General features: G+C 59.5%; 11 protein-coding genes and 1 riboswitch. Of the genes, 7 read left to right on the top strand and 4 right to left on the bottom strand.

Annotated elements, in window-relative coordinates; all coding sequences use genetic code 11:
* Positions 1-200: 200 nt before the first annotated feature.
* The gene (locus tag AC3WLT_RS22010; protein WP_492593806.1) at positions 201-1,526 is read right to left on the bottom strand and encodes a DUF3422 family protein; all 1,326 of its coding nucleotides are present in this window, start codon (positions 1,524-1,526) and stop codon (positions 201-203) included.
* A 138-nt stretch (positions 1,527-1,664) separates the two neighbouring features.
* Complete coding sequence (locus AC3WLT_RS22005) at positions 1,665-2,516, bottom strand: alpha/beta fold hydrolase (RefSeq protein ID WP_492593805.1); 852 nt, start codon at positions 2,514-2,516, stop codon at positions 1,665-1,667.
* 89 nt (positions 2,517-2,605) lie between these two features.
* Between AC3WLT_RS22005 and AC3WLT_RS22000 the strand changes: the two genes are divergently transcribed.
* Positions 2,606-3,457 (top strand): LysR substrate-binding domain-containing protein, encoded by an 852-nt coding sequence (locus tag AC3WLT_RS22000; protein ID WP_492593804.1) that lies wholly within the window; start codon positions 2,606-2,608, stop codon positions 3,455-3,457.
* A gap of 35 nt (positions 3,458-3,492) precedes the next feature.
* Here AC3WLT_RS22000 and AC3WLT_RS21995 read toward each other — a convergent pair whose 3' ends face one another.
* Positions 3,493-3,846 (bottom strand): GFA family protein, encoded by a 354-nt coding sequence (locus tag AC3WLT_RS21995; protein ID WP_492593865.1) that lies wholly within the window; start codon positions 3,844-3,846, stop codon positions 3,493-3,495.
* A 429-nt stretch (positions 3,847-4,275) separates the two neighbouring features.
* On the opposite strand from AC3WLT_RS21995, the gene AC3WLT_RS21990 reads away from it, so the two are divergent.
* The 3 genes from AC3WLT_RS21990 to AC3WLT_RS21980 all read left to right on the top strand — a co-directional run bounded on the left by AC3WLT_RS21990 (position 4,276) and on the right by AC3WLT_RS21980 (position 8,698).
* Positions 4,276-5,265, top strand: coding sequence for a LacI family DNA-binding transcriptional regulator (locus AC3WLT_RS21990; protein WP_492593864.1), 990 nt, complete (start codon positions 4,276-4,278; stop codon positions 5,263-5,265).
* A gap of 394 nt (positions 5,266-5,659) precedes the next feature.
* Positions 5,660-7,774, top strand: coding sequence for a glycoside hydrolase family 32 protein (locus tag AC3WLT_RS21985; RefSeq protein ID WP_492593803.1), 2,115 nt, complete (start codon positions 5,660-5,662; stop codon positions 7,772-7,774).
* A 192-nt stretch (positions 7,775-7,966) separates the two neighbouring features.
* Positions 7,967-8,698, top strand: coding sequence for a GntR family transcriptional regulator (locus AC3WLT_RS21980; protein WP_492593802.1), 732 nt, complete (start codon positions 7,967-7,969; stop codon positions 8,696-8,698).
* A 206-nt stretch (positions 8,699-8,904) separates the two neighbouring features.
* Here the strand turns inward: AC3WLT_RS21980 and AC3WLT_RS21975 are convergent, their stop codons facing one another.
* A complete protein-coding gene (locus AC3WLT_RS21975; protein WP_492593801.1) occupies positions 8,905-9,321 on the bottom strand; it encodes a hypothetical protein in 417 nt (138 codons plus the stop codon).
* A gap of 302 nt (positions 9,322-9,623) precedes the next feature.
* A riboswitch (SAM-I-IV-variant riboswitch) is annotated at positions 9,624-9,734 on the top strand.
* 42 nt (positions 9,735-9,776) lie between these two features.
* On the opposite strand from AC3WLT_RS21975, the gene AC3WLT_RS21970 reads away from it, so the two are divergent.
* The 3 genes from AC3WLT_RS21970 to hpnJ form a co-directional block, all read left to right on the top strand.
* Entirely contained in the window at positions 9,777-10,142 is a 366-nt protein-coding gene (locus AC3WLT_RS21970; protein WP_492593800.1) for a hypothetical protein, read from the top strand.
* 658 nt (positions 10,143-10,800) lie between these two features.
* On the top strand, positions 10,801-12,024 hold the full coding sequence (gene hpnI, locus AC3WLT_RS21965; RefSeq protein ID WP_492593799.1) for a bacteriohopanetetrol glucosamine biosynthesis glycosyltransferase HpnI: 1,224 nt from the start codon (positions 10,801-10,803) through the stop codon (positions 12,022-12,024).
* A 91-nt stretch (positions 12,025-12,115) separates the two neighbouring features.
* Positions 12,116-13,218 (top strand): hopanoid biosynthesis associated radical SAM protein HpnJ (gene hpnJ / locus AC3WLT_RS21960; protein WP_492593798.1); only part of this gene is annotated, 1,103 nt, incomplete at its 3' end.

The raw sequence follows: 13,218 nt of genomic DNA, 5'->3' as shown, positions 1-13,218 counted from the left end.
CGAAAGATCACACCGCCTCTCACGTTCTGGCGTAACCCCGGACCTCGCCGGAGCCAGAACGTTCTGGCGTCATGTTCAGTTCTCACGACGCCTTTTTTCATTCGAAGAAGCGCCCACATACAACGCCTGTATCACAATGGATAGCACCGCTTCGACAATAAGACCTGAACTGACCGCGCTCTTCGAAGCGTGCGCATGGGTTAGATATTCGCTTTCGAAGAAGGCATTGCACCGGTGTTGCTTTGATTCGCGCTCATGGCCGATTTGCGCAACGCATGTCTCCCTTTGCTACGCCGGATGGTCAGCATGACCAGCAAGACGACCGGGACGATCAAGAGCCCTTCGGCCAGTTCCGGATCGAGAGGAAAATACAGTGTATGAAGGGCCTTGAATCCGGCCGACGTCAGGGAGAGCACGTAGTACGAGATGGCGGCAACAGACAGGCCCTCGACCGCATGTTGTAGCCTCAACTGGCTTCGCGCAGTCTGATTCATTCCTTCCAGTAACCGGGTCGTGTCCTCTTCCTGCGCGAGATTGACGCGCGTGCGCAGCAGATCAACTGCTCTCGCCACCCGTCCGGCGAATTGTTCGTGGCGCGCCCAGACGGTCTTGCACGTCTCCATCGCCGGAGCGAAGCGCCGCTCCATGAATTCGGCGATCGTCGGCATCCCTTCGATGCGTTCTTCGCGCAGCTCCTGAATACGGGCAAGCACGAGTTTTTCATAGGCGCGCGACGCGCTGAAGCGCCCGCTCGAGCCCGCCAGCGACTCGATGCGGACTGCAAGATGCGTGAGGCGCACCAGCAGCTCGGCATCGTTACGGCGACCCTGACTCATGTCCATGCTGCGCATTAACGGCTGAAGCGCTGACTGCAATTCGTCGAGACTTCTGCCCAATTCGCGGGCGACCGGCAGCGCCAGCAAGGCCATCATCCTGTATGTCTCGATCTCGTAGAGGCGCTGCAGGAGACGTCCGCCCTGCTCTTCCCGAAAGCCATCGTCGATCACGAGAAACCGCGAGAAGCCGTCGGGCCGGATGGTCCAGTCGCAGTAAGCCTGTCCGCCTCCCAACACCTTGCTGCCCACCAGAACGGGACCGTCGATCCACTGCCGCACGCTCTCGCGTGCCGCGCCGGCTGCGTCGCCCGACACGAGTTCCATCCGGATCGCAACGAACCGCTTGCCTTCAAAACCGCGAAACCATTCAGACGGAACGTGTTCCGACGGCAGATCGGAGAAGTAGTCCGCGTCATGGCGTTGCGCGACAAACGTGAAGGTGGAGAATTCCGTGTGCCTCTCCCACTTCAACTGCTTCTCCTCATTCCAGCGTGCCGAGTAATGCGTCGTTCCGTCGACTGGAACCTCCAGGCTGGTCAGCCTGCACAGCGATCGAAGGAGTTCTTCGTGAATGGAACGGTCACCATCGGAATAGATGGCAAAGTGCGCGAGCGCCACCGATCCGCCGATCCGGAGAAACGGCCGCGCGTGCAACTCGCTCGCAAGGCTGGCGCGCAGGAAATGATCCATAGTTGATCTTCTTTCTGATTGTTATCCGCGTTGCCCGGTATACAGGTCCCGCCTATGTCACCGATGGCTCGTGCGTCGCGCGTCGCCGGCCGAATGCCTGGCTGATGGCTCTGATGCCGATGAAGGCGATCGACACTATCAGGAACTCACGAAGGAGTGGACAAGCCGATTGAATACCCCTGGGTTTGCGACGTTCATCCCATGCGATGCTCCCGCAATGGTTTGTTTGTCTGCGTAATCGACCCAATCCGCGAGCTTTTCAACGTTGTTGCGAAACATGCGAGGGCTCTTTTCCCCTTCGATCAGCAACGTCCTGCACTTCACATCACGCGCTGCGTCACGTGAGTACGCTGGCAAAGGATCGCGAAACTGCTTCGGAAGCGTGGCGGCGTTGTCGATCGCCATCGTGCGGAAACTGGCGGGACTCTTGCGCCAGAAGCCGGGCATGCTCACCGAATCGACGAAAAGTTCCAGTCCGGCGTCAATCGCACCGCTTTCAATTAAATCAGCGACTTTGGCGCGAAGTACATTGGTCGCAGGTGGCAACGCTGCTTCCGGCGTCTCATCGATTTGCAACGGGCCACCCGGATCAGCGAGCGTCAGCGTTTTCACCAGCCGCGGGTACTCGCGCGCCACGTGGAATGCCACGCACCCGCCCCGCGAGTGCCCTACCAAATGAACCGGCCCGAGGTCCATTGCCGCAATGAACTCGGCGAGTTCCGCGACATGCGTCTTCCAGCCAAATTCTCCTTGAATGCAGGCATCGTCAGCCGGCCAGTAGTGGCTGAGGCTGACTGAAATGCAGAGGAAATGGTTCGAAAGAAAACCTGTTTGACTGCTCCAATAGCGGTAATCGCAAAGCGATCCGTGCACGAAAAGCAGCGGCTCTCCGGAACCGCAGACCATATAGGGCACGCAGATGCCGGAGGGGACGGTCGCAAAGCACAACTCCGGGACGGCAAGTATTGAAGGGTCGGTTCGCGCGTTCATACATGGGCTCCTTTCCAGCACTATGCACGACGCAACAATCTAAGAAAATCGCGTAATATTGATGGTATCTATCGATTTATCTGATACCAATGAAGACACTTGATCTCGACGTTCTGACAATGATTGTGGCTGTGGCCGATACGGGGAACATCAGTCGCGCGGCGGAAGTCGTCCATCGCTCGCAATCGGCGGTGAGCATGCAGATCAAGACGCTCGAAACCGCGCTCGGCAAGCCGCTTTTCGTGCGCAAGCCGAGAAGCGTTATCCCGACGCAAGATGGCGAGGTCTTGCTGACGTTCGCGCGGCGTATGCTCGCTCTGCGCGATGAAGCGTGGGCGGCGGTGGTCCGTCCCGACGTAACCGGCCGAGTCGTCATCGGTGTGCCAGACGACTACGCGTCGTCACTGCTGCCGTCGATCCTCAAGAAATTTTCCGCCACCTACCCGAAGGTCGAGATTCAGGTCGTCGGACTGCCGAGCGTGGCGCTCGCGCCCATGGTGAAGGACGGATCGGTCGACCTGGTTTGCGCGACACGTGTAAAAGGCCTCTCGGGTGAGTTCATCCGACTCGAACCGATGGTCTGGGCCGCGGCGCCCAGCGCGCATGACATCTGGCACGAGCGGCCGCTGCCGATTGCGGTGTTCCTGCCGGGCAGCGTCGCTCGAGAAAACGCGATCCGCAGTCTTGAACAGGCGAAGATCACCTATCGGACCTCTTACGAGAGCCCGAGCCTGCTGGGCCTTCTCAGCATGGTCGAAGCGGGACTCGCGGTGGCGCCGCTCGCGCGATGTGCGGTTCCCGCCCACCTTACCTTGCTCGGCCATGCGCAGGGCTTGCCCGAGATCGCCGCGCTGGAACTAATACTTGCGCGGAGTGCGAAATCGAAGCGGCCGCCATGTGACTTTCTCGCCGAAAAGATCATGTCGGAACTGCGGCGTTAGTGACGCAAGGAATGCGGCAATCGCCGGTAGGCGTTTCATGCGTCTCCCACGACGGAGAGACTCGCGCCATCGGCCACGGCGGCTTCGAGCGCGTACGGATCGACACCTTCCAGGCAGCCGATATTGACGCGCCACAGCTTAGGGTCCTTGCGTGCGTGATGGAACGGATAGATTCCGCAATGTTTGCAGAAGTAGTGTTTTGCCACACGGGTATTGAACTGATACAGCGTGAGTGCGTCTTCGCCGCTCAGAATCTTCAGCCCGTGCGCGGCGAACATGGGACCCATCAATGCGCCCTTGCGGCGGCACAGGCTGCAATTGCAACGCGTCGCTGGAACAACGGCCGTGCGGACTTTGAATTTCACTGCGCCGCAGTGGGCCCATGCAATGCATCGGCGCTCATATAGCTCTCCGCGTTAAGTTGACGTCCACTATATAGCGCGGCGCCTGCATCGATTTGTGTCGCAATGTATCTGGACGCCGTGCCGATACAAAAAATTGCATATGCCCGGCATGACGAATACAAGCCAGATACGTCCGGACGTTCCAATCACGGGGATGCCAAAGCCCCACAGATAGGGAAAATACTATCCGAAAGCGCTTGCGCAAGCGCTTTCCCTTTCCTACTATCCTGGTGTCCCAGACGACATGCATTCTCACCACGCAGTTGGGTAAAGCGAAAAACTGAACGGACCGTACGCATGCCATTGCGGCGCACGGTAGCAGCGTGCCAGCACGGCCCATCCAACTCTCCGGCGTGGCGCGTGCGCGTTCGGTGTTCGACACGATTCGTCAAGGAGTCGGCTGAGTTGAGCACGATGGAAGATGTCGCACGAGCGGCGAATGTCTCGGTATCGACGGTTTCTCACGTCCTGAACGGTACGCGCAAGGTAAGTCCAAAGACCGCGCGCGCGGTCAAGGACGTCATGCAAAGGATCGGTTACGTACCGAACACGCTTGCGCGCGCGCTCGCCGGTTCGGTCTCCAGCACGATCGGGGTGGCCGTCTCCGCATTGACGAACCACTACTTTGGCGAAACCATCCGGGCGATCGAGGCTGCGTGTACAGAACACGGACTGATGACGCTGTTTTCCGATACCCACGACGATCCCGAGCAGGAGTTGAATGTGGTTCGCGCCTTGCACCAACGCCGCGTCGACGGCGTTCTGCTCGTGCCTGCGCCTGATCCGGAATTCCGGACCTTGGAGTATCTCCGCGTCAATAAGATACCGTCGGTATTGATGGATCGTTCCATGTCGTGCGAACTGGACCAGGTGGGCGTCGAAAACAAGCTGTCGTCAATGGAACTTACCTCGCACCTGATTGGACATGGACATCGCCGGATTGGCTTGATCTCCGGTGCGCATGGGCTTTCCACGACTCACGAACGCATTGACGGCTACAGGGCCGCACTTGAGGAGGCAGGCTTGCCGTTCGAAGCATCTCTGGTTTGCTGCGGCCAATCGGGCATCGAAGCGGCGCGTGTCGCGACGTGCCGTCTCCTTGCGCTCGATAGCCCTCCCACTGCAATCGTGGCGGCGAACAACCTGATGACCATTGGCGCCATGCATGCGCTACGTGATGCGCATATCGACGTGCCGCGTCAAATGGCGCTGGTGGGATTCGATGATTTTGACTGGGCGGACTATTTCAACCCCCGCTTGACCGTCATGGCGCAACCGCTGGAGGATCTGGGTGCTCGCGCCGTGGAGTTGCTGATGAGGCGCATCGCAGACCCGGACGGGAACCGCCAGATCGTTCAGCTCGCCCCGACGTTTCATGTCCGCAATTCATGCGGCTGCGTGTGACCGCCATCGCATAACGGTCCCATTGGCTGCCCTGCCCTGCGGCATGCGCAATGCGTCGATGGACGCGCGCGCACTGTGGCTTCACGGGATTTTTTTTCATTTCCTGATCCTGCCTCCAGCATCGTTATGAGCTGATCGCGAAGCGAGAATCAGACCGAAAGCGGTTAAAACGCATGAGTTTGATTTGATATGCCCCAGTTGTTTAGTATTACGTACTAAACAGAAATGCATGGGAAACTGATTGAAAAGTTACAGGCAGTGATCCGGGCGCCACTTTCCGGATCGCATAACTGATTGACAACACATAAAAATCCGGCTTTCGCTTGAAGCCGGTTGCCGGTTCGTGCCTGCCGCCGTAACGGACACGAGGTCTAATATCAGGAGACGAAGACAAATGAAACTGAGAAAGACGAAAATGCTGCTTGCCGTCGCGCTTGCACTGACGGCGATCCCCACCCTCGCGCAGACCTATAGCGAGCCCTTCCGCCCACAGTTCCACTTTTCGCCGGCCACGAACTGGATGAACGACCCGAACGGCATGGTTTTCTACAACGGCACGTTCAACCTGTTCTTTCAGTACAATCCGACCGGCATCACCTGGGGCAATATGTCGTGGGGACATGCGATCGCCCCCGACCTTCTGCACTGGAAGCAACTTCCCGACGCTTTCGACTATACGACGGACGCCAGTGGCCAGGTCAGCCAGATGTTCTACTCCGGCAGCGCCGTGGTGGATGCGGGTAACACCAGCGGCTTCGGAACGAGTAGCAATCCGCCGCTCGTCGCGATTTACACCAGCAATTACCCGATCGCCCAGACGCTCCCGAACGGCACCGTCATTCAGGCCGGTCAGCAGTCTCAGTCGATTGCGTACAGTCAGGATCAGGGAAAGACCTGGACGCAGTACGCCGGAGACCCCGTCATCGCGCCGCCGCCCGGCCCCTATCAGAGCGAATATCAGAACTTCCGGGATCCTAAGGTCTTCTGGTATGCGCCCAGCGGGAAATGGATCATGGTCGCCTCTCTGGCGCTGCTGCACAAGCTGGTTCTGTTCTCTTCGCCGGACCTGAAGAACTGGACCTTCATGAGCGAGTTCGGGCCCGCAAACGCGGTCGGCGGTCTGTGGGAATGTCCGGATCTATTCCCGCTGCCGGTCGACGGCAACCCGCAAAACGAAAAGTGGGTGCTTATGTTGGGCATCAATCCGGGATCGCTGCCCGGCGGTTCCGGTACGCAGTACTTTATCGGCAAGTTCGACGGCACGAGTTTTATTGCCGACAGTACAATCGATACTCTGCCGCCGCCCGGCAGCATCGTCTTTCAGGATTTCGAAGGATCGAGCTATAGCGCGATGGGATGGACCGCAACCGGCGGCCTTGCCGGAACCGCGCCCGCTTCCGGAACGCTGCCCAACCAGCAGGTGGTCAGCGGGTTCCAGGGCAATCATCTCGTCAACACCTACGTCAACGGAGACGCGACCACAGGAACGTTGACATCGCCCGAGTTCACGATCTGGAAGCCTTACGTCAACTTCCTTGCCGGTGGCGGCTACCATCCGTACGACCCGTCCACCTATGGCACGTCCGCCGACACCGAGGCCGCTATCAACCTGGTGATCAACGGCAAGGTCGTGCAGAGCACCACAGGTTCCAACTCCGAACATCTCGGCTGGAGAAGCTGGGATGTCAGCGGGTATCGTGGGCAAAGTGCGAAGATCGAGATCGTCGATAACAATACGAGCGGCTGGGGCCACATTCTGGCGGACGACTTCGTCTTTTCTGACGTTCCGAAACAGGAGGCTAACTGGGTCGACTACGGTCCGGACTTCTATGCGGCCGGCTCGTGGAACGGGCTGCCCGAGAACCAGCGCATCGGCATCGGCTGGATGAATAACTGGAACTACGGCGGAAACATCCCTACCAGCCCCTGGCGCAGCGCGATGAGCATTCCGCGTCGGTTCAGCCTGCGCACGATCAACGGCCAGGTCCGCCTCGTGCAGCAACCGGTTTCGAACCTGACGTCTCTTTGGCAGAATGCACTGGTTGGTCCTGCGGGCTCATACACTATTGCTCCCGGTACGACAGCGATGCCCGGCGGCGCGACGGGCAAGACGCTCGATATCTCCGCTCAATTCTCGCCCGGCGGCGCTTCGCAGTTCGGCATCAAGGTCCGGACGGGTTCGAACGGGGAAGAAACGCTGATCGGCTACGACGTCAAGACACGGCAGGTTTTCGTGGACCGTTCGAAGTCGGGGCAGGTCAACTTCGATCCCACCTTCTCGGGCCGCTACACTGCCCCGCTGCTGCCTGATGCAAAGGGGCGCATCACGCTGCGCGTACTGGTGGATTGGTCATCCGTGGAGGTTTTCGCCGGGAATGGCGAAGCTGTATTGACCACGCAGATTTTCCCGTCTGCGACAAGCGATGGGCTGGCGCTCTTTGCCACCGATGGAAACGCGACGCTCGACTCCATCGAGATTCATCCGCTGAAGTCGGCCTGGACGAATTGAGCGGCAAGACGCTCGTCATGATGACCTCTGGGAAAGCGGGGTAACGGAAAAGCGGAATCGAAATCGGGACAGTTCAAAGCCCGTACTGGTGCTCACATGTTCGGACATATTATGTTCGAACATATAGATCAAGCTATGATTAACCCTGGCGCATCCGAAGCGACCGTTTTGCAGAGAATTTTGCAGAGAAAGATGAACAGGCCGCATTTCGCCGACATCGCACGCGACCTGACCGAAGCCATCGCGTCAGGCCGCTTCCCGGTTGGGTCATACCTGCCGACCGAACTTGAACTGCGCGACCAGTACAAGACCAGCCGGCACACCGTTCGCGCCGCGCTACATGAACTTCAGCAGCTTGGCTTCGTGTCCCGGCGCAAGAATGCGGGTACGCGCGTCGAGTCGGCGCAGCCGAAAAACGACTTCCGGCCTTCGCTTGCGTCGATAGACGATCTTGTTCAGTTCGGCTCCGAGCACCTGCGTGTGGTGCAGTCGAGCGGGGAGATCCTGGCCGTCGGACAGCTGGCCGACGTCTTGCGCTGCGAGCAAGGCACGCACTGGCTGCGCGTGTCGAGCCTGCGCGTCGATCGCGACAGGAAGCAGCCGCCGGTCGGCTGGACCGACGTCTATATCGACCCGGCCTACCTCGATATCGCCGAGACGGCCCCGGCCGAACCGGACACGCTGATCAGTTCGCTCATCGAGGCTCGCTACGGCCGATGCGTCGCGGAGATACAGCAGAACGTTCAGGCGGTGAACGTCTCACCGGAGATGGCCGCGCGGTTGCAGGTGGCGGCAGGCACGGCGGCGCTGGAAATTGTGCGTCGATACATTGACTCGTCAGGTGTCGCATTCGAGGTGTCGATTAGCATCCACCCTGCCGAACGGTTTTCCGTATCGATGAGATTGAGGCGCTCCGAGACATGACAAGCACACGAGCGCAACGCGATTCCAACTGCCTTAACACTTTGTCCAGACGACTTTCCTGCAAAGTGTTTTCATGCCAGGAAAACGAACCGTGCCAACACGATGGCATTGAGGATCAACCCAGCGGCGCATAGCCGCCGGGCTGCAGATTTTCTCCAGCCTGCCAGGCCGACTATCGTTTTTGTCATGCACCGGGCGCCACGTGCTCAATGCGCAGCGCCAGGAGCGAAAGCCCATGTCTGCGGGTGGCACTCGAACGATACGGTGGCGCTATGCTGCTCGAGATGGCTCACGCCGCTTGTCACTTCCGATTCGATCGCGGGCTGCATCCCCTTCTGCTTGCAGTAGCTGGCCGCCGCCGACACCGCCTTCTCGTGCGCGTGCGCCCAGGCGAGGCTGGTGCCGGTCGCCTGCGCCGTCACCATGTAGACGTCGGGTTTGTCGCTCGCCACCACGTCGGTCACCGACGCACAGCCAGTGGCGACACCTGCCGCTATCAGGCCGACAGCTGAACAGGACAGGAAGCTTCGCTTCACATTCGCGCGAATCGCGGCAAGAACATGCGCTGCGGTGAGCGGAGATCCGCGAGGTTTCTTCTGCGTAAATAGGTACGGGATGGACATAGGGGTAAGCTGCCGATACTTCGCGATCGCCGGGTTGCATCGGAAGTACAAGGCGAATCAGGTAGAACGTGCCGCTGGAGTATCGGCTATTCCGCGCGAATGATCATTGGCGATTTCGCGAACGCAGTTTCCCGCTTTTCGCTACAATTTCCTGTAGTCCGCTGGAAGAAGCGCAATCAGGTGTTGCCGGCGGTCCAGAGCGCACTCACGAGCATGAGCGTGTGACAGCGCGGGGCCGCGGAATCTGGATCAAGCCGTTCGCTGCGCAGAACACGGGCTGCCCGAATTTTTGCTATTATCGAAAACTGCATTCAGAGTCGGAATCACGCCGACGCCAACCTGCCCCTCCCAGGCAAGGTGGAAGCCTTCTTTTAAGGCAATGCGGCCGATAGTCGGCAACGAAGCGGGAGCGACATAGCTTGCACCGGTTCGATTCATCTCTTTCCGGAGTCGCTATGCATCACGAAACATCTTGCCCATCTTCCTCAACCAGCGCCGGTGGTGCTGAGGACGATTTCGAACATTGCCTGCCGGGTTTTCAGTTGACCCATATCCTGAACGTCGTATCCGGTCCGGATCTGGACATCGTCGATCAGATTCTGGACTGCATAAAAGAGGAGCAAGCTTCCGTTTCCGACTGGACGATAGTACGCAGAGGAGATCTGCTGGACCAGCGAATCAGCTTGCAAGGCACCAGCGAACTCCGCGTCCGAACCGTGCGCGAACAGCTGTTGCGGCTCGATAAAGGACTCCGGATTCGTCTTGAACACCAATTCAACCGGCAACAGCCCCCGAACGTGGAGTCGTCCGCACGCCAATGAGCGCCGAAGGGAGCCCTGGCCAGCTACTCGTTGCCTTGTCTCTGAGCAGTTCACGGGGTTCCCGAAGGCGCGAGCACCAAAGGCACGGATGGTGCATTCTCTCCTCTGCAATTGGCGTCTTGAGACAGTTTTCGAATGCCTCGCTCCCGGCAATATAGGCCAGGCCAATTCAGCGTATGGCGTTTCACGGCCGCCATTGATTCGTGTCAGTATTGCGGCTCAGATGATGCGTTCGAGGTAATGGAGAGCCGTGGGCTCTATTTAATGTAATGATGAAATGCAAATTCGGACATTCAAAATCGATGTGGGCATAGCTAGAATTTGCGGCGCCCGGCAGCATGCCCCTCTTCGGCCTGGCTGCGGCAGCTTGAGCGCAAGTCCGGTTGCATGCGGACTCCCTGGGCGCGCGGCGGAAACGAGGAAGCAGACCCATAAGAGCGGGTGAATCAAACCCTCGTCAGTCTTTCAATTCTGTTTGTTTTATTTCAAACATTACAGTATTAAAATCATGTCGCTTGTTGCGGCGCGCTGAAGCGAAAAACATCGAACGAAGAGATATGCAGGGGAAGCCGAAGACCATGCGGATTTGCGTTTCTTATGAAAATTCCTTGAGTCGCTTGCCGTCGGCAGCGCGGCGGGCTGCCGGGAGTAGCGGACAATGACGGCCCATTCGCTGTCGGCTTGCCAATGGCTGCTGATGACTGTGTGTTGTTTCGCCATGATTTATGGCGTGTTTGCCGCTTTGGCTACACCCATCTTTCGCACAGAACGAACCGGGGACGAGCTCACTGACGCGCCAGGACAGGCGCCTGCCGTCAGCGTGCTCAAGCCGCTCTGCGGTGCGGAGCCTCGGCTGTATGAAAACCTCGCGACGTTTTGTCAGCAGACTCATCCGTGTTTCCAGCTTTTATTCGGCGTGTCGTCGCCGAACGATCCGGCGATTGCCGTCGTTCGGCGTTTGCAGGCTGCGTATCCGCAGATCGATATAGAGCTTGCGATCAATGCAAGCGTGCACGGCAGCAACCTCAAGGTCAGCAACCTGATCAATATGGCCGGGCTGGCGCGGCACGACATCATTGTGATTGCCGATAGCGACATCGCTGTCGAACCGGACTACCTGACAACGGTGTCGGCACCGCTGGCCGATCCGGAGGTGGGTGTCGTGACCTGCCTTTATCGCGCACAGGGTGTCGGCGGTTTCTGGCCGCGCGTCGGCGCGCTGTTTATCAACGAATGGTTCGCGCCTTCGGTACGTGTCGCCCACGCGGGCGGCTCGCGCCGCTTCGGATTCGGCGCGACCCTGGTGCTGCGTTGCGCGACCCTCGCCCGTATCGGCGGATTCGCGGCAATCAAGGACTCGCTGGCGGACGACTACTGGCTCGCCGAACATGTCCGCGAACTGGGCCTTCGCACGGTCCTGTCGGAGGTGACGGTGGCCACCGACGTGATCGAACCCACGTTCGCGACGTTGTGGCAGCGCGAAACACGTTGGTTGCGCACTATCCGGTCAGTCAACCGGTTCGGCTTCGCGAGCCTCTTCATCACGTTCACGACACCGTGGCTGATCGCCGGCGCGCTGCTTGCGCTTCGTTTCCAGACGGGCGCGGAGGCCGGCTTGCATCCGCTCGCGGCCAAGGCGATGGTGATCGGTACAATCGTGAGCGCGATGGCGCGCGTGCTGTTGCATGCGCGCAGTGCGCGCCACTCGCGCTCCTTCTGGCGCGACCTGCCGCTGGTCCCGCTGCGCGATATCCTGCTGGCTGTACAGTGGCTGGCTGCGGCATTCGGCTCGAACGTGATGTGGCGCGGCGAGCGCGTGCCAGTGGATAATCGCGTCACGCGGCCCCGCCCGAGGATCATGAAAGCGTCCGACGGCAGATAGGCATTCAAGTACGAACCGGCGCGCGATCAGGCCGGTACAGCATCATTCACATATTCAATCATTGCATCCAAAGCTGATAGGCTGAGCATTCATGAAAACCCTGTTCTTGCAGGCGCCGTCGTACGACGGTTTCGATGGTGGCGCGGGTTCGCGCTATCAGGCCAAGCGTGAAATCCGCTCGTTCTGGTATCCGACGTGGCTCGCGCAGCCCGCCGCGCTGATCCCCGACAGCCGCGTGCTCGACGCCCCGGCCGACAGCCTGTCCGTCGAAGCCTCGCTCGAGATCGCGCAGCAATACGATCTGGTGATCATCCATACCAGCACGCCGTCCTTTCCCACCGACGCCCTGTTCGCCGAGGACCTCAAGAAGCGCAAGCCTTCGGTGCTGATCGGCATGGTCGGCGCGAAGGTCGCGGTCGACCCGCACAATTCGCTGACCGCCAGCGAGGCGATCGATTTTGTCGGCCGCGAAGAGTTCGATTTCACCTGCCAGGAAGTGGCCGAGGGCAAGCCGTTCGCCGACATCAAGGGGCTGAGCTATCGCGCCCGCGACGGCTCGATCGAGCACAACGAAGCGCGCCCGATCCTCGAGAACATGGACGAGCTGCCGTTCGTCGCGCCGGTCTACAAGCGCGACCTGACGATCGACAACTACTTCATCGGCTATCTGAAGCATCCGTACGTGTCGATCTACACGGGCCGCGGCTGCCGCTCGAAGTGCACCTTCTGCCTGTGGCCGCAGACAGTGGGCGGCCACCGCTACCGCACGCGGTCGGTGGAGAACGTGCTCGAGGAAGTGAAGTGGATTCGCGACAACATGCCTGAAGTCAGGGAGATCATGTTCGACGACGACACCTTCACCGACTTCAAGCCGCGCGTCGAGGAAATCGCCCGCGGGCTGGGCAAGCTGGGCGTGACGTGGTCGTGCAACGCGAAGGCGAACGTGCCGTACCCGACGCTGAAGATCATGAAGGAAAACGGCCTGCGCCTGTTGCTGGTGGGCTATGAATCGGGCGACGACCAGATCCTGCTGAACATCAAGAAGGGGTTGCGCACCGACATTGCGCGCCGTTTCAGCGACGACTGCCGCAAGCTCGGCATCAAGATTCACGGCACTTTCATTCTGGGGCTGCCGGGCGAGACGCAGGACACGATCCAGAAGACCATCGAGTACGCGAAAGAGATCAATCCGCA

The organism is Paraburkholderia sp. FW306-2-2C-D06C (genome assembly GCF_058781505.1).
This window is presented reverse-complemented; position numbering and strand designations above follow the sequence as displayed.

Excerpts from the sequence above, each read along its gene's own strand:
- AC3WLT_RS22010 (WP_492593806.1), bottom strand. The coding sequence starts at position 1,526 with ATGGATCATTTCCTGCGCGCCAGCCTTGCGAGCGAGTTGCACGCGCGG.
- AC3WLT_RS22005 (WP_492593805.1), bottom strand. The coding sequence starts at position 2,516 with ATGAACGCGCGAACCGACCCTTCAATACTTGCCGTCCCGGAGTTGTGC.
- AC3WLT_RS22000 (WP_492593804.1), top strand. The coding sequence starts at position 2,606 with ATGAAGACACTTGATCTCGACGTTCTGACAATGATTGTGGCTGTGGCC.
- AC3WLT_RS21990 (WP_492593864.1), top strand. The coding sequence starts at position 4,276 with ATGGAAGATGTCGCACGAGCGGCGAATGTCTCGGTATCGACGGTTTCT.
- AC3WLT_RS21985 (WP_492593803.1), top strand. The coding sequence starts at position 5,660 with ATGAAACTGAGAAAGACGAAAATGCTGCTTGCCGTCGCGCTTGCACTG.
- AC3WLT_RS21980 (WP_492593802.1), top strand. The coding sequence starts at position 7,967 with ATGAACAGGCCGCATTTCGCCGACATCGCACGCGACCTGACCGAAGCC.
- AC3WLT_RS21975 (WP_492593801.1), bottom strand. The coding sequence starts at position 9,321 with ATGTCCATCCCGTACCTATTTACGCAGAAGAAACCTCGCGGATCTCCG.
- AC3WLT_RS21970 (WP_492593800.1), top strand. The coding sequence starts at position 9,777 with ATGCATCACGAAACATCTTGCCCATCTTCCTCAACCAGCGCCGGTGGT.
- hpnI (WP_492593799.1), top strand. The coding sequence starts at position 10,801 with ATGACGGCCCATTCGCTGTCGGCTTGCCAATGGCTGCTGATGACTGTG.